This is a genomic window from Nostoc sp. TCL26-01 (assembly GCF_013393945.1).
Taxonomy (GTDB): Bacteria; Cyanobacteriota; Cyanobacteriia; order Cyanobacteriales; family Nostocaceae; genus Trichormus.
The window spans coordinates 3,573,639-3,598,087 of record NZ_CP040297.1; the positions used below are offsets into that span (position 1 = coordinate 3,573,639).

The following is a 24,449-nucleotide window of genomic DNA, read 5'->3' on the forward strand; positions in this document are numbered from 1 at the left end:
AGCAAATTTGCAGATTTTGACTAGAAGATAGATAGTTTTTTAAAAAAATCCCTGGACATAATTCGATAAGGTTCTAATATCTTGGCTATGAGTATAGTTTTCTTTAGTGAGATGAAGTTAATTTCGACTAACCTCATCCTTGTGTAGTAATTTAAAACATAGTTTGAGAAAATTCCATCACAATCAACAATTAAAGATGATGTTCAAGTCAAAAATGAAGCGATCGCTTTTCCTGAAGCAATTCTTAGGAGGGTTGAGCGTAGTACTATTATTATCAGCTTGTACTAGTTCCAGTAATAATAGCGCCACGAATAAAACCCTGAAAGTGGCTACTGAACCAGCATTCCCGCCTTTTGAGTCTAAAGGTAGTGGCGGTGAGTTAGTCGGTTTTGATATTGATTTGATGCAAGCAGTCGCAAAAGCAGCTGGATTTAGCATTGAGTTTCAGAGTTTACCTTTCGATGGGATTATTCCCGCGCTGCAAGCTAATACTATCGATGCTGCCATTAGCTCTATCACCATTACACCAGAACGCGCGCAAACAGTATCCTTCTCTCGACCTTACTTTCAAGCTGGATTAGCGATCGCTATTCGTCAAGATAATACAACTATTACTAACCTAGATAGTCTCAAAAACAAAAAAATCGCTGTGCAAATTGGCACAACCGGCGCAAAAACAGCTAAAAGCGTCGCCAATGCTCAAGTACGAGAATTCGACTCCGCACCTCTAGCTCTACAAGAACTGGCAAATGGTAACGTTGATGCGGTGATTAACGATGCTCCCGTTACCTTGGATGCCATCAATAGTGGTAAGCTCAAGGGCTTAAAGATCATTAATCAACTCGTCACTGAAGAATTCTATGGCATTGCTCTACCCAAGAATTCTCCTCATCTGGATGCTGTCAATAATGCACTCACAAAAATCATTACCGATGGTACTTACACGCAAATTTATCGGAAGTGGTTTAAAGCCGAGCCTCCACAATTGCCGAAGTGAAGAGGGGAATAAGGCTAAAGGTAGCCTTGTCAAAAATTTTAACTTCCAATCACAAATTCCTCTGTGCCTTTGTGTCTCTGTGGTAGAAAATCATTGATTTAACCACAAAGGCACAAAGAAAAACGCTAAAAATTAGGATGTTCGTTTAACTAATAATATTTCATGGCTTTAAACATAATTCTCAATGCCTTACCTAACTTACTGCTTGGTGCTGTGGTAACGTTGCAAATCACTGCATTTTCAGCTTGTTTGGGGATGGTTGCTGGTTCATTAATGGGAATTGCACGTCTCTCACCCATAGCACCTCTGCGGTGGCTAACTCGCGCTTATGTAGATTTTTTTCGCGGTACACCTTTACTAGTGCAGATTTTTATGATTTACTTTGGCTTACCTGCATTAGCTCAAAATTTTGGTGTGACGCTGCGGTTTGACCGTTTTTTAGCGGCTATACTGGCCCTGAGTCTTAATTCTGCGGCTTACATTAGCGAAATCGTCCGCGCAGGGATTCAATCTATCGAACGGGGACAAACAGAGGCGGCTAAATCATTGGGGATGAATAATGTACAGACGATGCGCCACATTATTTTTCCTCAAGCTTTACGGCGGATGATTCCACCATTGGGCAACGAATTTATTACCCTATTAAAAGATACTAGTTTAGTAGCAGTGATTGGTTTTGAAGAACTATTTCGCCGTGGTCAATTAATTGTGGCTGATACTTATCGTGCTTTCGAGATTTATACAGCAGTTGCTTTAGTATATCTAGTTTTAACTCTGCTCTCATCACAGTTTTTCTCTTTTTTGGAAGTTTGGATGAACCCAATGATGCGTCAGAGCAAACATCACAAAATTTAATGATCCCTGTACCTTCACACCCCAGCTAAACTGATGGCGATCGCTTAACTTGAATGTCGAGTAAAATTATTTAATAATAAAATAGACATCTCTGGCAGGCACGCTTATGACCGAGCTTTACGGAGGAACTGACCCTAGAGAGATTCCTGCATACTCCATTAGCGATGCTGCTCGTTATTTACGCATTCCCGCAGTTTTATTTTCTCTTATTAAAACTACGATACTCCCAAGGATTAGTAAACTCAGCATCTCCCCAAATACCTAGTTTTTGCTGTTGCGCTTTGGCTTCGGCTTGCTGGACTAAATCTTTACTCGGACACTTGTTTAAATAGGGACGATAAACTTTAGCTAAACCTTCTTGTAACAAAACCTGTTGTACAAAAGTGCCATCTTTTAACCGCACCTCGGCAACTTTACGTCCATAACGATCGCTATCTGTAATATTCAAGGTAACACGATCGCCTCCCTGTTTTACCAGTTGTTCTAACCGTTCCTGCGCCTTCACACCCCAGCTAAACTGATGGCGATCGCTTACACTTTTACTAGCTTTTTCTTTATTAGTATGGGCAATTTCTGGTGCATCCATACAAGCAAACCGCACTGTAAATTTATTCCCTTTACCATCTTTTACCACCAGAGTATCACCATCACTCACACGCTCAACGGCATCACCAGACGCACCAAAAAAGCGTTCACACCCCATCAAACAAAGTAGAATAATCCCTGCACCCAATAACAATAATGCTTGTTTAACTAACTTATTCATGCCAACTTTTTATTGGTGTTGATGGCGGCTTATTATATCTCATAAAAATAGAAATGGTAGACCTGGATTTCTCACAAAACGGTAGGGGCGGGTTCATGAGATATTCGTGAATGATTGAAGCATATTTGTGAACCCGCCCCTACAGCCTCTGGGCTTCGGTTTTATAAATTTCGTGAGAAATTCGGGGTAGACACCATCCCTATTTCTTATTGTTCTATTTCATCTACTGCTTTTGGCACTCCAGCCGTTAACACCTCATGTCCTGTAGCTGTCACCAAAACATCATCCTCAATGCGAATCCCAATTCCCACCCAACGCGGATCAGTGGCAGGCTGGTCTTCTGCTAACTTGGTATCTGGGACAATATACAATCCCGGTTCCACCGTCAGCACTTGTCCTGGTTGTAAAATCTGCGGTTTATCCTCACCGTGTTGATAAACCCCCACATCATGCACATCCAAACCTAACCAATGGCTAGTGCGGTGCATATAGTAAGGTTTATATTTTTCTTCCTCAATTAACTTATCCACTTCGCCAGTGAGAATACCCAGTTCCACCATACCTTCAGTTAAGACACGGACGGCGGTATCATGAACTGATTTGAAAGAATTACCTGGTTGTACTTGCGCGATCGCTTGTTTTTGCGCTGACAGTACCAGTTCATATAATATCTTTTGTTCTGGCGTAAATTTACCGCTTACCGGAAATGTGCGAGTAATGTCTGAGTTGTAATAATTGTATGAACAACCAGCATCAATTAAGAGTAATTCTCCTGATTGGATTTGGCGATTATTTTCGATGTAATGCAAGACACAAGCATTCACCCCAGAAGCCACAATTGAAGGATACGCTGGCCCCAATGCACCCCGTTTGCGAAAGATATGTTCTATCTCCGCCTGAATTTCGTACTCATAACGTCCTGGTGTAGTGAATTCCCTGGCGTAATTGTGTGCTTCCACAGCGATCGCTACTGCTTGACGCATCTGTACCAATTCTGATTCACTTTTAATTAGCCTCAAAGCGTGGATGATAGTACCTGTATCCTCTATGGCAATCGGCCCTGTACCCCGCTTGGGATAGGTTCGCAGTAACTCTTGGTAATGTCCTAAGATTTTGTCATTAAAATGGCGATCGCGTCCTAAGTGATAATAAAGGCGATCAGCTTTTTCTAAATACTGGGGTAATTTTTCATCAAGTTCGGCAATGGGGTACACTTCATCTGCACCGTAGATTTCTTTCGCTGCTTCCACTCCACACAAATAACCCGTCCAAACTTCCTTTTCTCGATCCTTTGGCTGCACAAACAGCACAAACTTATGTTCTTGATGGTGGGGTGCTAACACAGCCACCGCCTGCGGTTCGTTGAAACCAGTCAGGTAGAAAAAATCACTATCCTGGCGATAAGCGTATTCGACATCGTTGTGCATCACCGCCATTGGCGCACTGCGAAAAATAGCTGTACCATTACCAATTTTCGCCATTAATTGCTCACGACGTTGCCGATATTCTGCTTGCATAGCTGTTTAATGTTGTAAATTATGGTCTGATCTTACATTTTATACAATTGTATTAGATGTAGTAGATTGGGTGTAGCAATGCGTAACCCAACACGCTGATCTATGGGAATCCGATGTGATTTTTGCATAAAATTAAGTATTTGTAGTCTAACGCACCTAATACCATTTCACGTTAATCATGATGCACGTAAACTATGTAGAGAAGTTGCCATGCAACGTCTCTACTGTTTTTGTTTAATTGATTTAATTCCTATTCTGTTATCAGGGTAACATTTACAAGAAATAAAAAACACAAAAAATCATACTTTTGTCCGAGAAATCTGACATTAATAACAACAAAAATATTTTTAAAAAACTGTTTATTTAAGACTTGTATTTTTCTAAAAAATATTTAAAATAGAGAATCAAAAATGTAGGCAAAATTTGACATTAAGGGAAACATCAAGTGATTAAAAGAAATTTTTTAAAACTTGAAAGAATGTTATTAAATGACAGAATTAACAGTTGCTTCTGAGCTAAAACTCTTATGACAACAGTCATAAAAACACGCTATGTCTGACAACAATAATTTTGCCGCCAGAATAAAGAGTGCCTTTGAAGATTCTTCGATAAAATCCAGTAGTTTAGTCTCTAGTGCTTATATTCAATCGGATTTCAATCCCAATCCACTAGGCACTACAAGTTCTTCATCATATCTAGATACATCAGACGTAGTAGTACCATCTTCTCCCTTTACTAGCGCCAATCCCAATCCCAATCCTTACCTGACTAGCGCAGCCATTTCTCCTGATTTCAATGGTGATGGTAAAGCGGATAAAGTTTGGCTAAATACGCAAACAGGCGAGATTGTTGTCCGCTTAATGGATGGCGCAACAACCACACAAGAAGCGTCTTTGGGTACATATGACTTATCCACTTGGACTTATAAAATTGCCGATTTTAATAGTGATGGCAAGACAGACTTCTTGTTGCGGAATAATGCCACAGGTGAAAATGCGATCGCTTTAATGGATGGAACCAGAGTAGCTAACTTTGTTTATCTAGACAAAGTAGATCCAGGTTGGAATGCCAGCATCGGCGATTTTGACGGCGATCGCAAAACTGATATCTATTGGAATAATGCCCAAACTGGCCAAAATGCGATTTGGTTGATGGATGGTACAACCGTAGTCAGTGCGAATGTTTTAGATGCTACCGATCCCGGTCTAAGCGCCACTGTTGTGGATTTTGACGGTAACGGTAAGAGTGATCTCTTCTTTAGAAATGCCACCACTGGCGATAACAGCGTCTGGTTTATGGATGGTACACAAGCCACCAAGTACTCTCTACAATCACAAGACGCATCCTGGACTTACAGCCTGGGTGATTTTAACGGTGACTTTACCACTGACCTTCTCTGGCGCAACACCAGCACCGGCGAGAACAAAATTTGGACAATGAACGGTATCTTCGTCACAGAAGGCGCTGTCAACACCCTCAGTACCGACTGGACAGCCAGCATCGGTGATTTCAATGGTGATGGTAAGACAGATATCTTCTGGCACAATGGTACAACCGGCGAGAACACCGCTTGGTTGATGGACGGTACAGCAGTTAGTAGCGAAGCCTTCTTACCCAGCAATGGCGCAGCTTCTAAGCCATATCTCGGTGATTACAACGGTGATGGCAAGACTGACATCTACTGGCGCGATCAGGCAAGCGGAACAGATACAATTTGGACAATGGACGGCACAAAAGCCAGTGAAACTCTGGTGACTAATCCACTGACTCCAGAGTGGTATACAGCGTAAAAAACTAGAGGCTAGATTTTTTACTAGCCTCTAACCTCTAGTCATTTCAAACTAATTTCTAGTGACCAATTCCTCTGTGTCTCTGTGCCTTTGTGGTAAAAAAGTAATTTATTTAACCACAAAGACACAAAGGCACAAAGTTAAAAAGTGAAAGAGGAATTTCTGGACTAAGATTTTTATCCACCTTGAAAGGTCTACTTCTAACCTTTAATTAAAACTTGTAACTTAAAACCTGAATCACAGTACTATCAGGCAAATTACTAGAACTAATATTAATAGCGTCACTATTACTACGACGTAGAGTCACACCTTGCATTAAAGTGAGAAAATCATCTAGGGGTAAAATACTGCACGTTGCAGCATCAGCAGCTTGGGTGCGGTAGTGAGTGGGAATCACCAGCTTAGGATTTAATACCTCAATTGCTTGTTTAGCTTCTTGGGGATTGTAAGCTTTGTCACTTCCTCCCACAGGGATGAACAACACATCAGGTCTTCCCATGAGGATTTTTTGTTCAATAGAAATCTGTGCAGCCGCCCCACCCAAGTGCAGGATATCAACTCCGCCCTGTTTCCATTTCCAAGCAGTATTCATGCCAAATTGTTTACCGGCTTTGCGGTCATGAGCGATCGCAATTCCTTGAAATTTGATAGACTTAAACTCGTAAGCTCCTGGCTCGTATATCAGCTTAGGATTTCCCGGTAGCCCCTGAATATCACCTTCATCCAACAATTGACTGCTAATTAATACTAAATCTGCTGCTACCTTTGGTTGACGATAACCAGCAGTGCAACCCACTTTCCGAAATGGATTGACCAGAATTTTTATCCCACCACCAGTGAATAGAAAGCAAGTATGACCCAACCACTGCACTGATAAACCGCTAGATTGTGCATCAGCTTGACGGTGTGAACCAAGGGTGGAGACTAAAGCTGTAGCTAACCCCGCCCCAGCATAGCCTATCAACTGTCGTCGTTTCATTAATTACTCTCTTAACTCTAACTGTGCCAAAAAGTTTCGCAGTAACTGCTTTCCTGAAGAGGTGAGAACACTCTCTGGGTGAAATTGGACTCCTTGAATTTGCGGATAGTTCCGGTGTCGCACTCCCATAATTGTCCCATCTTCTACCCAAGCAGTGATTTCTAACACTTCGGGGCAGGTCTGACGCTCAATCACCAGACTATGATATCTGGTAGCAATCATCGGATTTTCTAATCCCTGGAAAACTCCAACTCCAGTGTGTGTTACGGGAGAAGTTTTACCGTGCATTAACTCTGGAGCAGAGACAATTTTACCACCAAACACTTGACCAATACTTTGATGTCCCAAACACACACCCAAAATCGGCAAGTTAGTACCTAGTTGTTGAATTAAATCTAAAGATATACCTGCATCTTCTGGACGACCGGGGCCAGGGGAAATCACGACAGCATCAGGATTTAAAGCGTGAATTTCTGCTACAGATATCTTATCGTTGCGAAAAACTCGAATATCTGATGCTACAGGAAACTGAGCCGCCAGTTCTCCCAAATACTGTACTAGATTGTAGGTGAAACTGTCGTAATTATCGATGACTATAATCACAGTTTATAACTCCTGCTTTTTTTAGTGCTGAGTGATGCGTTGCCCGAAATCCCTGTAGAGACGTTGCACTGCAACGTCTCTACATTCATTTTTACCAGATGTATATTTTACTCCTGCATCACTCGTTAATCTTATGTACTGCCTTTGGCGGTAGATGATATTACTGATATGATTGTGTCGCTTTGAGCATATGGTAGGTGATAATTAACTGGGTCAAAGCTAAGGGGTAACTTTGCAGTGTTTCACCTGTTGTACCCGCAACTTTACCTAGTTCTGGGTTGCTTTCGCGATCGCAGATATTCTTGAGATATGGCATATCAGAACACATGATATGCTCTAGTTTATTCACCTGATCTAAGGTGGCGTGACCGTCAACTTCTAGCACGTCTACAGGTTTATTCATATCCCTGTCTAATCCCAAGCGAATGGCTGACAGAGAATTACCATCAGTCAAATTAATAATCGGTGTAAAATCTGGGTGGGGAATAGTGGGACGCAACACTAAGCGCACATTCAAGTGTCCGTTGGTTTCATCCTCTACGTCGCCGGGGGGATAAAAACTAACTACGATATCAGACCATTGCCGTTGGGGACGAATATATTGTTCTGAGTCTGGTTCGCGTTTTGCCAATTCTGCCAAGACTTGTTCTGGGGTGTAGCCGCGTTTTTGGGTATCGCGTTTGATTTTCCATTGGGCGCGGATTTTTTCTGGAGGAGCAAGATAGACCTTCACATCGTAACATTCACGGGCAGCACGGGTAGAGTAACCAAGTAACCCTTCGATAATCACAAATTTACTGGGTTTGATGTATTGTGGCGGCTCAAAAGTCCCTGTTTTGTGACTATACACTGGTTTCAAGATTGATTGCCCTGTGCGTAACAGCGATAGGTGCTGCTGCATGATATCTAAATAGTTACAATCGGGGTGGAGTGCAGTGATGCCAATTTCTGCACGTTGCTGGCGATCGTAGCGATGATAATCATCTGTACAAATGAGCGTAACATTTTCTGGGCCTAATACCTGGGCAATACCTTTAGTTAATGTTGTTTTCCCAGCAGCACTATCACCAACAATACCAAGAATAATTGGACGGCTCATAATACCCCCCCCGATGTGAGCAACTTTAATAATAAATTTGGCAGAGAATGTCTTCTTATTCTAGAAGGGATTGGGAAAAGTCAATCACCTAAAAACAGGCTATGCAACATCTCTATACATTAAACGCATCAGTATGCTGATTTCTTGCATAATTACATCTGTATTGCAGTAGGATTTTAAAATTTTTATCTATGCAAATCATCCCTTAGTGAAGCAATTTTTTCTGACTTTGGAAGCATGGTCAACAAATAACAAAAATACCTACTATGGCAGAAGTAGTCAGCTAGTGGATAAACAGGTGCAAAAAGGGAAAGAGTGATGGTCAGGATGAAAAATCTTTCTTCCCCTACTCCCCTTTTTGCTTTAGGTGCAGTCTAAGAAGTATTGCATATCCGGGGCATTTGCTTGTCTTTAGGATATACAAGAGTAGTAAAGCAGCATAGGGGATCAAGACAGGGTAGGGATTATGGTGACACTGAATTATTCAGAATTAGAGCAGGTGGATCAGTTTCGTCTTCTGCAATCAACTTTACGCGATCGCTGGAAAACCATCGAGCTATTTGACACCGGTGAGGCGGATATTATTGTCATCCCTTCCTTAAGTATTGATCAGCGCGAAATTCAAAAAGTGGAAGGATTTGAACATTATGAAGAAAGATTACTGTTTGCGTTGATGCGGTTGCGAAATCCCCGCACTAGATTAATTTATGTGACATCTACACCATTACATCCCAGCATTATTGATTACTATTTACAACTTTTGCCGGGCATCCCATTTTCTCATGCGCGTAATCGCTTGCTCTTACTTTCGACCTATGATTCTTCACCCAAACCTCTAAGTCAAAAAATTTTAGAACGCCCCCGATTAATAGAACGAATTCAACAAGCATTAAGATTAGAAAAATCATTTATAGTTTGCTATAACTCAACCCAATGGGAAGCAGAATTATCACTAAAATTGAATGTGCCATTATATGCGGCTGCACCAGATTTACAAATTTGGGGGACAAAAAGCGGTAGTAGAGAAATCTTTGCCGAGAGTGGTGTACCCCATCCCGATGGGAGTGAGTTAGTTTGGCATCCCCAAGATTTAGCAGTTGCTGCTTGTGATTTGTGGGAACGTCAACCGACATTGCAACGGATGGTAGTCAAGTTAAATGAAGGGATTTCTGGGGAGGGAAATGCACTGCTAGATTTGCGTCCCATTATGGATGTATCGCCGGGAAAAGGTTCGAGAACAGATAGAGTGACAGCAATTAGCGATCGCTTTTCCACCATGCGCTTTCAAGCCAAACAGGAAAGTTGGACAAATTTTTCGGGACGCATCCCGGAATTAGGCGCAATTGTCGAGGCATTTGTAGAAGGAGAAATTAAGCGATCGCCTAGTGTCCAAGGTAGAATTACTCCCACAGGTGAAGTCGAAATTCTCTCGACTCATGACCAAATTTTAGGCGGGCCAGATGGTCAAATTTATCTAGGTTGCCGATTTCCCGCAGATAAAAGCTATCGTTTGCAATTACAACAATTAGGTTTACAAGTCGGCAGAAAGCTAGCAGAAAAAGGAGCCTTAGAACGCTTTGGTGTAGACTTTATCACTGTTGATCAAGGTGATGGTCAATGGGATATCCAAGCCATTGAAATTAACCTCCGCAAAGGCGGCACAACTCATCCTTTCATGACCTTAAAATTATTAACCAACGGTCGTTATGAACCATCTACCGGGTTATTTTATAGTCAACAAGGTAGACCAAAATATTACATCGCCACCGACAATCTGCAAAAAGACCGCTATCGAGGATTGCTACCTAACGATTTAATGGATATCATCGCTCATCACAGGTTACACTTCGACAGTTGTACAGAAACCGGGACAGTATTTCATCTGATGGGTTGTCTATCTCAGTTTGGCAAATTGGGATTAACCAGTATTGGTGATTCTCCCCAACAAGCCGAAGACATTTATAACAAAGTCGTCAAAGTTCTAGATGAAGAAACCCGCAACGACAATCGAAATTTTTCCCTATTTTCTGATTACACCTACTCGACTGCGTGGGAGGGATATAGTTGAACGAAATCACACCCAACTACGCCCTAATAGTTCCTTCAAAACAACCAATTAACAATTCAAAATTCAAAATTCAAAATTAAAGACAGTTGAGTTGGGGATTTAAACCCCAACTCAACTGATACTACGTGTAGACATAGGGGTCTTAAACCCTTGATTTTACGATAAAGCAGTTGCAGAATTCAGAATTAAGGAGTCAGAATTCAGAAGTAAAATAGCCTTTATGCCTAGCTTTGAGACGAATAGTGTGTACTTCATCTACTTGAAATCTGCTGTATGATCGGGTAAATAAGTCTGTAACTTAGAATTGTTGGTGATACCTAAAGTATGAGTGAAACTGCCGAAAAACTTAAACTTGAACTTTCTCAGCTTTCCACAAAAGAACGCGCTGAAATTGCCTACTTTTTAATTCATTCTCTAGATGAGGACATAGACGATAATCTAGAAGCTGCTTGGGATACAGAATTAACCCAAAGACTAGAGGATATTAATCGCAAAACAGCTATTGGAGAACCAATATCTCAAGTTTTTTCGGATTTACGAGAAAAGTATTCGTGAAGTTTATTGTTATCCACACCGAAGCTAGAAAAGAGCTTGATGCTGCAATAGCTTACTATGAAGCTCAAAAAGTAGGCTTGGGACTAGATTTTCTGTCTGAAGTAGAAAGAATTATTCTGAAGATTCAGCAAAATCCCAATTTAGGAACTTCACACAAGATTGAAAGCATACGTCGTTATGCTATTCAAGGTTTTTCCTATCTAATTTTTTATCCTGAACTTGAATTAGTTGAATGTGAGTTGATTTTTTGATTATACTATCATTAGTGCCTAGTTTATCCGCGTAGGCATCGCCAAGGTGCGAAGTAAAGCCTTGATTAAGATTGAAAAAATATTTCAATTATTAATTGAAGACTACGTTTATTTCAACTTTTTTGTAGGTAATCAAAATGACAGTAAATACTAATGTAAAATATCAAGTTCTCAAGGCAGTAGAAGAAATGCCTCAGAATGTGACGTTTGAAGAAGTAATGGAAGAGCTTTATTTTCTCTATAAAGTAAATCAAGGTTTACAACAAGTCAATACTGGAAATATCGTGTCACATCAAGAAGCCAAAAAGCAAATTAAGACATGGTACGAATAAACTGGACAAATCAAGCTTTAACTGATTTAGCGGCAATAGGTGATTTTATTGCGCGAGATGCACCTAGTTTTGCTCAGGTATTTGTGAATAAAGTATTTCTATCTGTAGAACGTCTAGAAAATTTTCCATCATCAGGACGTATAGTGCCAGAAATCAGCCAAGATAATATTAGAGAAATTATCTTTGGAAGTTATCGCATTGTTTATTTACTAACTGATAATGAAGTGAGTATTTTAACTATTTTTCATTCATCTAGGCAGCTTAATTCTTCTGATTTACCTGGCGAACTTGGTGATTAAATCTAAGTTAGATTGCAATTTTTTTTATTTACTTCCTCAACCAAACCTACCATTTTATGAGGCAGGTAAGATTTTACAAAAAGATATGATGTCCTTGCCATCCAATAACTAAGCCTAGAAAAATTGCAAACATGGCACATACCCTCCAAGAATATTCTAGACTTGAGTTTTTTAAAATAGCGGATAAAATACCATTAATTACTAAGTTCAAGATACCAATAATAATAACAATAATAACTAAAGAAACTAATACCCGAACCGATTCAAGTATATGGTAATTAGGAATTTCACGCTCAGAACATAATGAGGTTTGGGAAGTAAGAGGAATATCGCTGAAAAGTTTGAAACTTGATGGAGATTTAGAAGGGGATGGAGTGATAAGAGGAGATGGAGAGTTGAGAAGATTATTACAAGTTTTTTCTTTGCTGTTTGAAAAGAACTCTTTTTTTTCAAAGGTACTTATCGCCTTGCAACTTCTGCCCAGATACCCAAACCATCGGTTTACAATTAAGTGACGATAGTGTTTATTATGGCACACTTAAGTAGTTAGGCAAAATTAAATTCATTCGTAGAGGATTTGTCAGAGTATAGCGGGCATTGGTATCGCTGGGAAGCAACTAATATAGAAAGATGGTTATGTCCAGCATTATTTAAATATTTTAATGAACCATCAGAAAATATCTATTGTCGGGCGGAAAGTTTGTATTCTTAATTTAATCACAGCGATCGCAATATCTTAGATACTGTGATCTGATCGCGCTAAAATTATTATTAATCAAAATTATGACGATCGCAGAGAATTGATGCTTCAAGACCCAGATAATCCTTACTCAGAATGGGAAGAGACTATACGGGCAGTTTCTTTAACAGCAGCACAATCAAAGTGTGAACTCATTGCCAGCCAATTCCTGCTAACGGAAGTCATTAACGTCACCCAAACAACAATCACTCCCACTAAAAATGGTACTTACAAGTTTATTTGCTGGTTTAGAACGGAGATAATAACTGATGACAGCAACAATAAAACCGATAATTGAAGGCATCAAGACTCTGAACGGTATTCCAGAACAAGGTAAACGGTTTTTATCGGTAAATCTTGCTAATTTAGATGTTGTCGAGTTAATGGATATTGTTAAGGAACTAGGATTTAAGCCCGAATTGGTGCAAATACCATACCAAACACACACCGAAGTTCATGCCTTACTCTGGCATGGTTTTATAGTAGATACTCCCCCAGATTTAGAGGCAAAGTTTGATGAATTGGCTACGAGGATAAATGCTGATGCGATTCGTTATGCCACAGGTGGATGGGTGACATCAATGCCATGAGAAGTTTTTAATATTAAATATCAGAGTGATCAGAATTCCACGTCATACAGTCATTTATAATACCAGCATAAAATAGCAGTAATCAAGCGCGTAGTTTACCGTAGTTTACCAAACTAGGCATCGCCTCATTATCCCTTACTTTGATGTAAATAAAGTCAGTGGCGTGCGACTTCGAGTCGCATGGTTTGTTATAAATTAGACGTTCCAAACATCCTCTTATGTGAGATAAATCACTTGGCAAATGTCATGATAAGTGTTGCCACGAATTAAACGAGATTTTTTAAATTTTTCGTACCTGACTTTATCTCAATAAATTTTATTTTTTACATCAGGCAAATTTCCGATCAAGACTCAGATAGTTTTATATTTCTATGTTTTTGCATAAACATACATTTGTATTTTGTGACTATTTTAGCAAATTTTAGGTCATTAATATAACCAAGTATTGAGACTAGTTGGATAAACTACCGAAATGTCTCTAGACAAAAGTGATTTAATCGGTGGTCATCCTCATGAAGTTGTGCCATATTCGTTGCTATTGAGTTAGAAGTATTGGGTAATATCAATCCAAATATTCTTTACTCAATCAAAAATTAGACTAATTATAGGTAGCTACTTAATGTTAATTGACGCACATACATTATCTCAGGATGACAGTATTGAAACTGAAGTTTGTATTGTCGGTGCTGGGCCTGCTGGGATTACATTAGCTCGTGAATTAGCTCAGACAAACATTCGGGTTTGTTTATTAGAAAGTGGTGGTTTGGATTTTGATCACCATACTCAGTCACTTACTCAAGGTGAGAGTGTAGGTAATCTTTTTGGCACATTAGAAGAACAGCGTTGTTTACAATTTGGTGGTACAGCTAACTTTTGGAAAATTCGCTTAGGTAACAATCAAATTGGTGTGAGACACGTACCCCTAGATAAAATTGATTTTGAAAAGCGAGATTGGCTACCTTATAGTGGTTGGCCTTTTGATAAATCTCACCTAGATCCATTTTACAAACGCGCGCAAAGAGTTTGTCAATTGGGAGCTTTTGCTTATGATGCTGAGTCGTGGCAAAATGCTGAAACTCCCCAGTTACCATTTACTAGTCATGTCACTACTAGTATGTTTCAATTTGGGCCTCGTGCTGCGTTTACCCATGAGTACCGAGAAGAAATTAATCAAGCTAGTAATATTACTACTTATCTCCATGCTAACTTGATAGAAATTGCCACGGATGACACTGCTAAAAATGTCACTCGTTTACGAGTAGCTTGTTCATCAGGTAAAGAATTTTGGGTGCAGGCTAAGGTAGTGATTTTAGCAATGGGGGGAATTGAAACTGCGCGATCGCTGTTACTCTCAAATAAGACTCAAAAAACGGGTTTAGGTAATCAACATGATTTAGTGGGTAGATTCTTTATGGATCATCCCTTAGTTAGTTGTGGTAAATTGATTCCCACAAATCCAGATATTTTTAAAAATACGGCTTTATATGATTTGCGCCGAGTGAATAATATCCCGGTTATGGGTAAACTCGCTTTGACAGAAGCAGTGATGCGCCGTGAACAATTACTAAATATTAGTACCTTATTATTTCCTATCCCCAAACCATATCAGTTAAAAGCTGTAAATTCCCTGAAAGAATTGCTCTCACTCAGACATAATTCACAAGCACGTCAAGATTTTATCAAACACTTAAGCAATCTATTTATCGGTTTGGACTATATCTTACCTGCGGCTTATGGAGCATTCTTGAAACAGGAACCTTTCATTCCTAGTTTAGCTTGGGGTGGTTGGTCGAATATTGCCAATCCTCAAAGCCGATTTGCGGGATTTCAACTCTTACACCAAACGGAACAAGTACCAGATCCCGAAAATCGAGTGACGTTAATTGATGAGCGCGATCGCCTCGGTCGTCAGCGAGTTAAGTTACACTGGCGTTGGCACGACACAGATATCCAACACATCAAACGCACACAAGATATCCTTAAACAAGAAATTACCCGTGCTGGTATCGGTGAATTACAACTTGACCGAGATGGCGATTTACCAAAATTAATCCATCCCGGTACACATCATCACATGGGAACAACCAGAATGCACGATGATCCCAAACAAGGTGTAGTAGACAGAAATTGCCAAGTCCACGGCGTTTCCAACCTCTTCATCGCCAGTAGTTCTGTTTTCCCCACAGGCGGTTACGCTAACCCCACCCTCACAATTGTCGCCCTAGCAATTAGATTAGCCGATCATGTGAAAACCATCCTCTCTAAAAAATAGGTCAGGGGAGATGGGGAGATAAGGAGAAAATTATTTCTTACCTCCGCGTTACTCTGCGCTTACCTCCCTCCCCTCTGCGTTAAAAAAAATCACCAACCTGACTAAATTACAAACTAGGATAGAGATTCAGGATCAACTTTTTACAACATATGTCTGTTACACCGCTAACTTCCCCAATTAACATCTCCCAAGAAACAACCATACCCCCTCTACTAGGTGCTTCAGTTGCGGAATTAAGCGCGTGGGTACAGCAGCAAGGACAACCGACTTATAGAGGTAAACAGTTGCATGAGTGGATTTATCAAAAAGGAGTGCGATCGCTTGCTGATATTTCGGTATTCTCTAAACAATGGCGGGCGGAATTAGCCGAAATTCCCATTGGCCGTTCAACAATTCACTACCGTTCTGTTGCACCAGATGATACAGTCAAGTATCTCCTGCAACTAGCAGATGGGCAAATTGTCGAAACCGTGGGTATTCCCACAGACAAACGCTTAACAGTCTGTGTGTCTACCCAAGTAGGTTGTCCGATGGCTTGTGATTTTTGCGCTACTGGTAAAGGTGGCTACAAACGTAACTTAGGCAGACATGAAATTGTTGATCAAGTATTGACTGTTCAAGAAGATTTTCAACAACGGGTGAGTCATGTTGTGTTTATGGGTATGGGTGAACCATTGTTGAATACAGATAATGTTTTAGGGGCGGTTAGATCCTTAAATCAAGATGTCGGAATTGGACAGCGATCGCTCACTGTCTCTACAGTAGGGATACGCGATCGTATTCGTCAATTAGCTCAACACCATCTGCAAGTCACCCTTGCCGTTAGTCTCCACGCACCCAACCAAGCATTACGCGAACAACTCATCCCCAGCGCCCACTCCTACCCCATAGAAGATTTGCTAGCTGAATGCCGAGAATATGTAGCTATCACCGGCAGACGTATATCTTTTGAATATATCTTGTTAGCTGGGGTCAATGATTTACCAGAACACGCCTTAGAATTGTCAAGGCGATTGCGGGGTTTTCAAAATCATGTTAATTTGATTCCCTATAATCCTATCCAAGAAGTTGATTACAAACGCCCTAACCGCCAGCAAATTCAGTCGTTTGTCCAAATTCTCCAAGAACAAAAAATTGCTGTGAGTGTGCGTTACTCTCGTGGTTTAGAAGCTGATGCAGCTTGTGGACAACTCCGCAGTAGTAACGCGGGTAATTCGTAATTCGTAATGACGCTCTTTCGCTCTTAGCGTCTCCCCTTGGGAGAAGACTCGCTCTAAGCGAAGCTATGCCGTTCGCGTTAGCGTCTCTGAAAGAGAAGGCTTTACGCTACGCTAACGTAATTCGTAATTACGTATTGAGTTATAGAGTTTCTCGTTCACGTGAGGTACATCCGTAGGGGCAATACCCTGCACATTGGTGTCAACTTAACGTGAAAGCTGCTTGGTGACAACGTTTTTCCCTCACCCCCAACCCCTCTCCCACATTTGGGAGAGGGGAGTCAGGCATTCTTGTCCCCCTTCTCCCATGTTTGGGAGAAGGGGTTAGGGGATGAGGGCGAGATCATCTGGGTTCAACGCCAGCTTCATCTAGCTTTTTCCTGAAGTTGACATCAATGTACCCTGCTTTAAGCCTTCGGCTAAATGAATTGCTCCTACACCTTGCGATATAATTTTGTACCGCATCTGAGTGGGAAACGCTATAAATAACAAAAATATTATCTGCTACTCACATTGAGAGGGCCGCGAGTTACGCCTAATTGATTTTGTAATTTCAATTCTCGCCAGAGTTGAGAACCTGTTATTTCACCTTGGAGTAACTGACTGTAGCTTTGTATTGTTTTATGTACCTGTTCTGGTGTTTCATTGACAAACTCTAGGCGGAAGTGACGCAAACCTAGCTTTATGAGTCCCTGTACGTATTCTGCTCCCGTTTGGGCTGTGCCGTTAAATACAGTATTTCGGCAACCCGCATCTGCTTGCAAGACGTGTTCACTACCTACCCTATCCCTTAATTTTACCTCATGCTGTTCACAGGGTCGTCCACAGTTAGTATGGTCTGTTCCCGTGGAGAGGAAAGCACAAAAGACGCAATGTTCCATGTGAAACATGGGTATATGTTGATGTATTGTCACCTCGAACCATTGGGGCGGACAACTGGTAAGTAAATCTTCTATTTGAGTAATATTGAGATCATAGGATGCTGTCAACCGTTCTAACCCAAAGCGTTGCTGAAAGTAATCTGCTGTCAAGGGGTTGGCAACATTCAAAGAAAAATCCCCCACACAACGTTCACCTGCAAAGTATGCCAAATGATCATAGTTGCGTATGAGATAGCCATCAGCGTTAGAAGCGCGGACTTGTTGCAAAATCCAATTTTCCCCAGGTTTAGTAATTCGCGGTGGGGCGACGTAGATTTTGGGGAGAGGGGGGGAGACAGAATTATTTCCTTGCCTCATTGTTCCATTTTGAATTTTGAATTTTGTTAGCGCAGCGTTAGCGAGTCCGCGAGCGTCATTTTGAATTGATTTGTTCTCTTGTCTTACCTCATGCACCATCCGCACAGCTTCTCGATAAGCGCGGGGATTTTCAAATTCGCAGTAGAGAATTTCAACGTTATTTTGTAGGGCTACTTGGAGTTGTTTGAGGTTGCGAACTAAGACAATGAGAACAGGAGATGTGAGGGATGGGGCAGATTTGGGGGGAAGTAAGTCTTGGTAGGAATTGTGAGGGTTTAATTGCCAGAGTTTAGGCTGACGGCGTAACTTTTCTAACTGGGTAACAATTTCCCGCCGCATACGATTTAACTCACTGACAGGAACCATCACCGCACCATTGAGATGATTCGTTAATGTTCCTAAATGAAAAGAAGTATTACCCAGACGACCAAACTGTTCTTGCAAGCGTTCTGTGTCTAAGGGTTTGGTGTGAGCTGCCACTAAAGATACAGCAGATTCTACTTGGACAATGTTACCAAATTCATCGCGGGCGATCGCTATCAACGGTTGACCAATTTCACCATAAATTTCCAGATTAATCGGCCGCTGAAATTGGGGATTTTCCCCAGCAAAACTTTGTCGTAGTTGTTTATCAAGTTCTGGGTCACTAGTCTTCCACAGCTTATCACCCACATGAACCCGGCGGAAGTTAACATCACTCCGACCAAAACTTAAGACTGTTTCTTTACCCTGCTGTACCACACCATAAATTCGTCCCCCTTCTTCTTTCCCCTCTGGATGTCCACAGTCAAACACCACACCATCACCGGGTTTCACAGGGGCTTCTAGTCTAACTATCACCTCTTCGTTGCGGATGCGGCTAACTTCCCCTAAATAAACTCCCCGCTTCTTCCCAAAGTGGGCATGGACTAGTTCTTGATTGTTAATTCCTCTAAACCAACCTGTGTATAATCCACGAGAAAAAGCCATTTCTAAGTTGTAGTGTTCTTGACTTCTCCCCGACGCAGCCAGAGAAGTCTTTTTTCCCCCTTCCCTAGTAGGGAAGGGGGTTAGGGGGTTAGGTTCCTCCGATCTCCCCATCACTTGATCCAAAGCTTGCCGATACACACGAGTCACATTAGCTACATATTCTGGTGCTTTCAACCGTCCTTCAATCTTGAGACTAGTTACACCTGACTTCACCAAATCTGGCAATACTTCCAACCCAGCCAAATCTTGAGGACTGAGTAAATATTTGCGTTCTTGTAAATCGACAATTTCCCCATCGGCAATTAAATCATAAGGCATTCGACAAGCTTGGGCGCACTCACCCCGATTAGCCGAACGTCCTCCCAACGCTTCACTTGTCAAACACTGACCAGAATAGGCGACACACAAAGCTCCGTGAACAAACACCTCCAAGGGTAAAGCAGTCGCCCGTTGGCAAATCTGCTGCTGAATTTGGTTAATTTCCTTGAGGGAACATTCACGGGCGAGTACGACTAATTGGCAACCGAGAGACTGAGCAAATTCTACCCCAGCCGCACTGGTAATCGTCATTTGGGTGGAAGCATGAATCGGGAAATCAGGAGATAAGTGACGAATCAGGCGACAAATACCTACATCTTGGACAATGACTGCATCCACCCCGGCGGCAATAATTGTCCGGAGATATTGCTGTGCTTCGATTAATTCTTGAGGAAAGATCAGGGTATTGACAGTCACATAACCTTTCACACCCCGGAGATGCAAAAATGCCATTAATGCAGGTAAATCTGCCTCGGTGAAATTTTGCGCCCGCATTCTGGCATTGAACCTATCCAAACCAAAATAAATTGCATCAGCCCCATTTTCCACAGCAGCTTTTGCACATTCCCAATTACCTGCTGGTGCAAGAATTTCCGGACGTTGTAATAATTGAGAGTTAGGGTCTGAGCGTTTCATCAAGGTTGGAGCAGGTTAAGTATCACCAAAGTAATTTTAGCTTTAGTTTGCCGTAGGTTGGCAGGAGAGAATAAAACGGCGTTGCAGCACAGGGGAATGAATTTAGGCAAGCAGAGGAAGCAGGGGGGGAAATTTTATAACTTGCTAAATCATCCCTCGATTCAGCAAATGTAGAGACGTGCTATTATACGTCTCTACTCTACAGAAATTGCCAGTGTATTGAGTTTATTTACCGTTGGTTTTCCTGTAATTCATTGGCACTTCTTTGTGCAGTGTTGGGATATAGAGAACCCCATTGTTTGATCGCTTCTCCTGATTCTTTGGCAATTCTTTTAGCTCGTTCTCCAGGAACTTCTTCAGTTTCACGAGCTTCTTGATTCCATTCTCCTGTAGTTTTTGGTCTTTGGGCATCATCTTGATGTACTACTTGGTCAAGTCTTCTAGTGACAGCTTCACTGTTACGTCCAGAATTAATGTTAGTTGTCAGCACTAAAAATCCCACTAAGACCACAGCGAAAAAACGCTTTAGCTGCCATTCTTGCAGCCGAGAATTGATTTGGGTGGCTATTGTTGATACCCAATTTGCCATAATTCAAACTCCAGTAATTGATGATGGATACTTTTCCTAGTTCGAGAAATTGATTGGTGTATTTCTAGGATGAGTTGTTTGTAAAGTGCAGTAAAACTCAAGTTTTTTCCAATCAATTGATATTTACTAAACCCAATCTCAAGATATCTATAAAAACGGAGTTATCCCTCTAGCAGAAGTCATATTTAATTTGGGAAAATACTCACGATAAATCAAATAAACTTCTTGTCTATTCCCTATTCCCTATTCCCTATTCCCTATTCCCCTCTTCTTGATTGGTGTAATTTAGATCGGTCATTACACCAACTACCAGACTAAATTTTTCGTCAAAATAAGTATGGTAGTGCAACTCATTGCTCTGTTGTTCGTCTAAATTTAGAGGTCAATTATGTTTCCTTTTTGGGGTAATTCCTTTTGTGGTAGCGAACCTATTTCACGTAAATCTTACTTGGAACGTAAACTCAAGTTTCTCACCTGGATGAGAGATGATTTAGAGTCTAGGCTGGCTGGGGTTAATGCTGCTGTTGACACCATTCGCCAACAGATAGAACGTGAAGATGTTGGTGCTTAGGCTTAGTTGCTAGCTTGGATCATCAGCCATTTAGTCAAGTTGCTGACATCCATAATTTTTCCTGAATTTTTCCTTATTTTACGAGACTGTAGGGGTGTATGAATGTACACCTCTACTTATATGTGGTTGCCCGAAATCCTCGTAGAGACGTTGCACTGCAACGTCTCTACACTCATTTTTGGAGATGTCTATTGATTAAATCTAGTTATTACCTCAACCAATTGGTCAATTTCTGACTCTAACGTTAAATAATGAACCGTAATCCGAATACAACTAGGGTTGGCTATTGTTCGCGTTAAGATACTTTGAGCATCGAGGAATTTTACTAATTGGGCGTGGGATTGGGGTTGACTGAGTTGGCAAGAAACTATGCCAGTTTCCGGTGGTGTAGTTCGCAGACACTTGACACTGGGTAAAGCTGACAACCTGCGCCAGAGGTATTGGCTATTGTGGCAAATTTGCTGGTAACGTTCCTCTGGTGTTCCCCATTGCTGATGGATGGCGATCGCTTCTTTCAACCCCAGGTACAATGGATAAGCTAGGGTAGAGACTTCATACCTCCGTCCGTCTGGTTTCCACCGCACAGGCTGGGCTTGGTCATCAACAATAATTCCATACAAGCCGATAAATGTGGGATTCAGGCTTTCCCTAACTTCTGGACGAATATACAAACCACCCGCACCTTCTGGGCCACATAACCATTTGTGACCAGTAAAAGCATAGAAATCTACGCCCAAATCAGTTAGATTAAGAGGTAAAGCCCCAACTGACTGGGCAGCATCAATTAATAATAAAGAGTTATTGTTTCTGCATACTTCAACAATTTTCTCTAGAGGTAACAATTGTCCTGTATTCCAGAAAACATGACTCAAGACAACTAACCGAGTATTGGGGCGGAGGTGTTGAGTAATCACTGTCACCGGGTTGCCCTGATTTAAGGTAGCTTTGAGAGGACAAGTAGTAACTTCTACCCCAAATCTCCGGCTGATTTCTTGGGTAGTGGCAATGACACCGGGGTGTTCGCAGTCCGAAAGGAGGATATGGTCGCCGACTTGCCAATCCAGACCCCAAAAGGCGATATTACAACCAACGGTAACATTATCCGTAAAGGTAATTGTATCAGCAGGCGCGTTGAGTTCACTAGCGATCGCTTCCCTCACACCTTGCATTTGGATTGTAATCCAGTTACCAGCCTCATTGCCAAAGGGGCCTATCTGCTGGATGTAAGCTAGAGTTTGAGTGATGGTATCCATTGCCCCTTGAGGCATTGGCCCCTGTCCCCCATAGTTAAAATAAGTCTTATTGGCTAAAGCAGGAAATTGTTCACGATGGCGATACAACCCAGTCATAATAATTCAAAATACAAAATTGTTGATGAGCTACTAACGCAACGTGGCGAGAATAACTATCCATTTGAAAAAGACTAAAAACTACCCTACCACACAAATAGAAAGTGCTGAGTGCTGAGTGGGGGAGACAAATCAATTCAAAATGACGCGACGCTCCTGCGTCGCTAACGCTGCGCTAACAAAATTCAAAATTCAAAATGGAAGAAGGGGACAAGGTGACAAGGGGACAAGGGGACAGTGAGATAAGAATAATGACTAATGACCATTGACTAATGACTATTGACCATTGACCAATGACTAAATTTTAAATGAATGCTGATTAATGCTGAACACATTTTGCAATATCAACGCTGTAAGCGCCGGCCTGTTTTAGATATTAACAGTGACAGAAGCCAGCGAGACGAGCCTAGCGAATTATTGCTCAAATTACAACAAGACAAAACTGCTCATCAACAAAGTATTTTGTCTCAGTTTACATATCATCGACCGGATTACCCAAGAGGTAACTGGGAAGCTGGGCAAGTAGCTACTTTGGAATTAATGCAGCGTGGTGTGGAATATATTCATCAAGGGGTACTGTTAGCTGAATATCACCATTTGCTAGATACAGAAATATCACCAGACTATAAAAAATATACTCTCCTGAGTCGTCCCGATTTATTGGTAAAACAACCGGGACAGTCTGACTTTGGTGATTGGATTTATCAACCAGTAGATATAGAACTGGGTAAGCGTCCTAAACAAGAATATCAAGTCATCGCTGCCTTTCATGCTCAAGTATTGGCAATAGCCCAGGGCGTTGCACCGTCAACAGCTTGGTTGATGTTGCGTAGTAAACAAAGGCAGCATACTGTGGATTTGTCGCGGTGGACACCGCAAATGCAGGTCATTTTACAAGAATTCATCGAGACTTTAGATTTAAAGACTCCACCAGAAGTATTTATCTCTCGTCAGAAGTGTAATCTTTGTCTTTGGTACAGTCAATGTTATGCGATCGCCCAATCTCAGCAGCACCTCTCACTATTACCAGGAGTTTCCCCCATCCGCTACACCCAACTCCAAACCCTCGACATCACGACGTTAGAATCTCTCGCTAATACCAGCCCCACAACTTTAGAAAATCTCATTGGTTTTGATACTCATGTTGCACGGAAGTTAGTAGTTCAAGCCCAATCAGTGATTGAAAAACGGCCTTTGATTTTACCGTTGTTTCGTTCTCATGAGCATCTTACCTTAAACTCACCGATAGAATTGTATTTTGATATTGAAGCGCAACCAGATTTAAATCTAGATTATTTGTTAGGCGTTTTAGTTGTTAATAAACAAACCAATACTGAAGAGTTTTATTCATTTGTAGCAGAAAAACCAGAAGATGAAGAATTAATTTGGCAACAATTTCTTGAGTTAGTATGGCAATATCCAGAAGCACCAATTTATCATTTTTGTGTATATGAATTTGATACAGTTAAACGTCTCGCAAAGTTGTACCGGACTCCATCCGCTTCAGTTCATCCTGTATTAAATAGATTTGTCGATATTTATGAACACCTCACTCAAAGTGTGGCTTTACCAATAGAAAGTTATGCGCTAAAAGCGATCGCTCGTTGGTTGGGTTTTGAATGGCGTGATAAAGAAGCCAGTGGTGCTAAGTGTATTTACTGGTATGATCAATGGTTGGAAACAGGCGATCGCACTTTATTAGAAATCATCATCCGCTACAACGAAGATGACTGTCGGGCTACTCGCAGCGTCAAGGATTGGTTAGTTAATTTTATCGAGGATGAGTATCGTTTGCGTCTAGCTTGATGTTTTGATTGATTAATACATATAAATTTACAAGTCAAAAACGT

20 protein-coding genes and 1 pseudogene are annotated in these 24,449 nt (G+C 41.2%); 13 read left to right on the forward strand and 8 right to left on the reverse strand.

The features are described from left to right. The first annotated feature begins 214 nt into the window (after positions 1 to 214). Positions 215 to 1,852: pseudogene (locus tag FD725_RS33135) on the forward strand (ABC transporter permease subunit). A 196-nt stretch (positions 1,853 to 2,048) separates the two neighbouring features. Here FD725_RS33135 and FD725_RS15455 read toward each other — a convergent pair. Together FD725_RS15455 and FD725_RS15460 are read right to left on the reverse strand one after the other, a co-directional pair. Next, positions 2,049 to 2,618: a thermonuclease family protein gene (locus FD725_RS15455; RefSeq protein WP_179048940.1), complete on the reverse strand. Its 570-nt coding sequence runs from the start codon at positions 2,616 to 2,618 to the stop codon at positions 2,049 to 2,051. Positions 2,619 to 2,824: 206 nt separating this feature from the next. Further along, positions 2,825 to 4,135, reverse strand: a complete 1,311-nt coding sequence (locus FD725_RS15460; RefSeq protein WP_179048941.1) for an aminopeptidase P N-terminal domain-containing protein — start codon at positions 4,133 to 4,135, stop codon at positions 2,825 to 2,827. A gap of 551 nt (positions 4,136 to 4,686) precedes the next feature. Here FD725_RS15460 and FD725_RS15465 point away from each other — a divergent pair. Beyond that, positions 4,687 to 5,925 (forward strand): VCBS repeat-containing protein, encoded by a 1,239-nt coding sequence (locus FD725_RS15465; protein ID WP_179048942.1) that lies wholly within the window; start codon positions 4,687 to 4,689, stop codon positions 5,923 to 5,925. 211 nt (positions 5,926 to 6,136) lie between these two features. On the opposite strand, the gene FD725_RS15470 is transcribed toward FD725_RS15465, so the two are convergent. The 3 genes from FD725_RS15470 to FD725_RS15480 form a co-directional block, all read right to left on the reverse strand. Next, positions 6,137 to 6,904, reverse strand: coding sequence for an MBL fold metallo-hydrolase (locus tag FD725_RS15470; protein WP_179048943.1), 768 nt, complete (start codon positions 6,902 to 6,904; stop codon positions 6,137 to 6,139). A gap of 3 nt (positions 6,905 to 6,907) precedes the next feature. Beyond that, the gene (locus FD725_RS15475) at positions 6,908 to 7,507 is read right to left on the reverse strand and encodes an aminodeoxychorismate/anthranilate synthase component II (protein WP_179048944.1); all 600 of its coding nucleotides are present in this window, start codon (positions 7,505 to 7,507) and stop codon (positions 6,908 to 6,910) included. Between the two features lie 160 nt (positions 7,508 to 7,667). Continuing rightward, positions 7,668 to 8,606 (reverse strand): phosphoribulokinase, encoded by a 939-nt coding sequence (locus FD725_RS15480; RefSeq protein ID WP_179048945.1) that lies wholly within the window; start codon positions 8,604 to 8,606, stop codon positions 7,668 to 7,670. Between the two features lie 466 nt (positions 8,607 to 9,072). On the opposite strand from FD725_RS15480, the gene FD725_RS15485 reads away from it, so the two are divergent. The 9 genes from FD725_RS15485 (at position 9,073) to rlmN (ending at position 16,932) form a co-directional block, all read left to right on the forward strand. Continuing rightward, a complete protein-coding gene (locus FD725_RS15485; RefSeq protein ID WP_179048946.1) occupies positions 9,073 to 10,674 on the forward strand; it encodes a peptide ligase PGM1-related protein in 1,602 nt (533 codons plus the stop codon). A gap of 324 nt (positions 10,675 to 10,998) precedes the next feature. Then, on the forward strand, positions 10,999 to 11,229 hold the full coding sequence (locus FD725_RS15490) for an addiction module protein (protein ID WP_179048947.1): 231 nt from the start codon (positions 10,999 to 11,001) through the stop codon (positions 11,227 to 11,229). Then, positions 11,226 to 11,480, forward strand: coding sequence for a type II toxin-antitoxin system RelE/ParE family toxin (locus FD725_RS15495; RefSeq protein WP_179048948.1), 255 nt, complete (start codon positions 11,226 to 11,228; stop codon positions 11,478 to 11,480). Before FD725_RS15490 ends, FD725_RS15495 begins: the two co-directional genes overlap by 4 nt. A 137-nt stretch (positions 11,481 to 11,617) precedes the next feature. Next, a complete protein-coding gene (locus tag FD725_RS15500; protein ID WP_179048949.1) occupies positions 11,618 to 11,812 on the forward strand; it encodes a hypothetical protein in 195 nt (64 codons plus the stop codon). Then, positions 11,800 to 12,111, forward strand: a complete 312-nt coding sequence (locus tag FD725_RS15505) for a type II toxin-antitoxin system RelE/ParE family toxin (protein ID WP_179048950.1) — start codon at positions 11,800 to 11,802, stop codon at positions 12,109 to 12,111. The genes FD725_RS15500 and FD725_RS15505 overlap by 13 nt, the downstream gene beginning before the upstream one ends. Before the next feature lie 803 nt (positions 12,112 to 12,914). Further along, the gene (locus tag FD725_RS15510; RefSeq protein WP_179048951.1) at positions 12,915 to 13,148 is read left to right on the forward strand and encodes a hypothetical protein; all 234 of its coding nucleotides are present in this window, start codon (positions 12,915 to 12,917) and stop codon (positions 13,146 to 13,148) included. After that, complete coding sequence (locus FD725_RS15515) at positions 13,120 to 13,440, forward strand: hypothetical protein (protein ID WP_179048952.1); 321 nt, start codon at positions 13,120 to 13,122, stop codon at positions 13,438 to 13,440. The genes FD725_RS15510 and FD725_RS15515 overlap by 29 nt, the downstream gene beginning before the upstream one ends. A gap of 619 nt (positions 13,441 to 14,059) precedes the next feature. After that, on the forward strand, positions 14,060 to 15,712 hold the full coding sequence (locus FD725_RS15520; protein ID WP_179048953.1) for an FAD-dependent oxidoreductase: 1,653 nt from the start codon (positions 14,060 to 14,062) through the stop codon (positions 15,710 to 15,712). A gap of 149 nt (positions 15,713 to 15,861) precedes the next feature. After that, positions 15,862 to 16,932 (forward strand): 23S rRNA (adenine(2503)-C(2))-methyltransferase RlmN, encoded by a 1,071-nt coding sequence (gene rlmN / locus FD725_RS15525; RefSeq protein ID WP_179048954.1) that lies wholly within the window; start codon positions 15,862 to 15,864, stop codon positions 16,930 to 16,932. A 494-nt stretch (positions 16,933 to 17,426) separates the two neighbouring features. On the opposite strand, the gene FD725_RS15530 is transcribed toward rlmN, so the two are convergent. Both FD725_RS15530 and FD725_RS15535 read right to left on the reverse strand, forming a co-directional pair. Next, positions 17,427 to 20,090: a U32 family peptidase gene (locus tag FD725_RS15530; RefSeq protein ID WP_179048955.1), complete on the reverse strand. Its 2,664-nt coding sequence runs from the start codon at positions 20,088 to 20,090 to the stop codon at positions 17,427 to 17,429. Positions 20,091 to 20,319: 229 nt separating this feature from the next. Beyond that, positions 20,320 to 20,679: a hypothetical protein gene (locus tag FD725_RS15535; RefSeq protein ID WP_179048956.1), complete on the reverse strand. Its 360-nt coding sequence runs from the start codon at positions 20,677 to 20,679 to the stop codon at positions 20,320 to 20,322. 388 nt (positions 20,680 to 21,067) lie between these two features. Between FD725_RS15535 and FD725_RS15540 the strand changes: the two genes are divergently transcribed. Further along, a complete protein-coding gene (locus FD725_RS15540) occupies positions 21,068 to 21,250 on the forward strand; it encodes a hypothetical protein (RefSeq protein WP_179048957.1) in 183 nt (60 codons plus the stop codon). Between the two features lie 188 nt (positions 21,251 to 21,438). On the opposite strand, the gene FD725_RS15545 is transcribed toward FD725_RS15540, so the two are convergent. Continuing rightward, a complete protein-coding gene (locus FD725_RS15545) occupies positions 21,439 to 22,599 on the reverse strand; it encodes an aminotransferase class V-fold PLP-dependent enzyme (protein ID WP_179048958.1) in 1,161 nt (386 codons plus the stop codon). Between the two features lie 312 nt (positions 22,600 to 22,911). Here FD725_RS15545 and FD725_RS15550 point away from each other — a divergent pair, with 312 nt between their 5' ends. Further along, positions 22,912 to 24,405: a TM0106 family RecB-like putative nuclease gene (locus tag FD725_RS15550; RefSeq protein WP_179048959.1), complete on the forward strand. Its 1,494-nt coding sequence runs from the start codon at positions 22,912 to 22,914 to the stop codon at positions 24,403 to 24,405. Positions 24,406 to 24,449 lie beyond the last annotated feature (44 nt).

Bases quoted from the DNA above. Each gene is read 5' to 3' on its own strand.
- FD725_RS15550 (WP_179048959.1), top strand. From the start codon at position 22,912: ATGCTGATTAATGCTGAACACATTTTGCAATATCAACGCTGTAAGCGC.
- FD725_RS15510 (WP_179048951.1), top strand. From the start codon at position 12,915: ATGCTTCAAGACCCAGATAATCCTTACTCAGAATGGGAAGAGACTATA.
- FD725_RS15535 (WP_179048956.1), bottom strand. From the start codon at position 20,679: ATGGCAAATTGGGTATCAACAATAGCCACCCAAATCAATTCTCGGCTG.
- FD725_RS15460 (WP_179048941.1), bottom strand. From the start codon at position 4,135: ATGCAAGCAGAATATCGGCAACGTCGTGAGCAATTAATGGCGAAAATT.
- FD725_RS15470 (WP_179048943.1), bottom strand. From the start codon at position 6,904: ATGAAACGACGACAGTTGATAGGCTATGCTGGGGCGGGGTTAGCTACA.
- FD725_RS15455 (WP_179048940.1), bottom strand. From the start codon at position 2,618: ATGAATAAGTTAGTTAAACAAGCATTATTGTTATTGGGTGCAGGGATT.
- FD725_RS15490 (WP_179048947.1), top strand. From the start codon at position 10,999: ATGAGTGAAACTGCCGAAAAACTTAAACTTGAACTTTCTCAGCTTTCC.
- FD725_RS15500 (WP_179048949.1), top strand. From the start codon at position 11,618: ATGACAGTAAATACTAATGTAAAATATCAAGTTCTCAAGGCAGTAGAA.
- FD725_RS15505 (WP_179048950.1), top strand. From the start codon at position 11,800: ATGGTACGAATAAACTGGACAAATCAAGCTTTAACTGATTTAGCGGCA.
- FD725_RS15540 (WP_179048957.1), top strand. From the start codon at position 21,068: ATGTTTCCTTTTTGGGGTAATTCCTTTTGTGGTAGCGAACCTATTTCA.
- FD725_RS15465 (WP_179048942.1), top strand. From the start codon at position 4,687: ATGTCTGACAACAATAATTTTGCCGCCAGAATAAAGAGTGCCTTTGAA.
- FD725_RS15480 (WP_179048945.1), bottom strand. From the start codon at position 8,606: ATGAGCCGTCCAATTATTCTTGGTATTGTTGGTGATAGTGCTGCTGGG.
- FD725_RS15545 (WP_179048958.1), bottom strand. From the start codon at position 22,599: ATGACTGGGTTGTATCGCCATCGTGAACAATTTCCTGCTTTAGCCAAT.
- FD725_RS15485 (WP_179048946.1), top strand. From the start codon at position 9,073: ATGGTGACACTGAATTATTCAGAATTAGAGCAGGTGGATCAGTTTCGT.
- rlmN (WP_179048954.1), top strand. From the start codon at position 15,862: ATGTCTGTTACACCGCTAACTTCCCCAATTAACATCTCCCAAGAAACA.
- FD725_RS15520 (WP_179048953.1), top strand. From the start codon at position 14,060: ATGTTAATTGACGCACATACATTATCTCAGGATGACAGTATTGAAACT.
- FD725_RS15530 (WP_179048955.1), bottom strand. From the start codon at position 20,090: ATGAAACGCTCAGACCCTAACTCTCAATTATTACAACGTCCGGAAATT.
- FD725_RS15515 (WP_179048952.1), top strand. From the start codon at position 13,120: ATGACAGCAACAATAAAACCGATAATTGAAGGCATCAAGACTCTGAAC.